Annotated in this window: 1 protein-coding gene; it reads left to right on the forward strand. The window is 46.4% G+C overall.

Annotation, left to right across the window (positions count from 1 at the left end):
• On the forward strand, positions 1-1,131 hold a 1,131-nt coding region (locus tag A1351_RS24595), incomplete at its 5' end, for a hypothetical protein (protein WP_210178249.1).
• Positions 1,132-1,182: the final 51 nt, after the last annotated feature.

Consider the following 1,182-nt stretch of genomic DNA (forward strand, 5'->3'; position numbering starts at 1 on the left):
AAGATACGACCCGCTACGAATTCAACGAGTCTGGGGGCCTCATTGTCAACGGGTGAACGTATGCGCCGACGTATCGACGTATTCAATCCCTATGCGGAGACAATCCGGGGGCTAGGATTTGAGGAGATCCTCGGAAATACCGAAAAATACCCGCTGCCGTTTCTGCAAATTCTTGGGGCCAGATGGCTCGCTGCGCAACTTAATGATGAAACTAGCGGCACCTTCACCTGTTCGCTACCCGAGCAGTGCGAAGCGCGCGTTATCGTCATGCCTGACTTTTTCCTCTCTGATTTTATCACCAGATTTGGCGGCATTGAGGAAATTAGGCTGCTTGACAAGAAGGTTGTCGTATTTTCCGATCTACCGGCACCGCCATCGCCGTGGCACCATCGTGCAGCCATGAATCGATTCTTGTCTTCACGGTCTGGCGCGTATTCAGGAAAATTGGGTTTTCACTATCAGGCGTTCAACAGCGATGATTCAGGTGTGTCATCCGTCATACCTGTTATACCCATGGGATGCGGTCAAAATTGGCTTCCGGCTGTTCAGCATAGCGACAAAGTAATTTTCCTGGATGAGCCTCACGAAACGCTGTTGGCGGAGCTTGGGAATAAAGACGACATTCGGGTGGCCTTGCTAATGCATTCGCTAGAAACTTGCAGAGCACTCAGTGAGAAAGGATATGAAGTGATTACATTTAGTCGCGAATCGGCCCACTCTTCAGCTAATCTATATAAAAATTATGAATTTTTGAGGCTCTTGCGTATTGGTAGTTGGATTCCATTCAGTATGCTTATGAGTTATTATGCGCAAGCATCGCTATTTTTTTCATTCTTCACTGAAACGCACGGATATCCAATTTACGAAAATATGCAACTCGGCAATGGAGTCATAACCTATGCCGAAACCTTTGATGCATTCCGCCTTAGGCCTATGCAACGAGGGGTCCTGCTTTCTGTCTATAACTCACCTAGAGTATGTGCGGAAATTGTCGACGAGTACTATGAGAGATACAAATCTAACGGTTTGCGGGCCTATATCCGCGAAGAGGCTAAAGAGCTTTTTTCAGTCGAAACCTTTTTTTGTCGCCTGAGAAAATCTGAATTATTCGAATTTATTTGTAATAGCTAAAAATGGTTGCTAGAATTAGAGTTTCCGGTGTGCGCAAGGGGCTTTTTCGGC

The organism is Methylosinus sp. R-45379, assembly GCF_001644125.1.
Taxonomy (GTDB): domain Bacteria; phylum Pseudomonadota; class Alphaproteobacteria; order Rhizobiales; family Beijerinckiaceae; genus Methylosinus.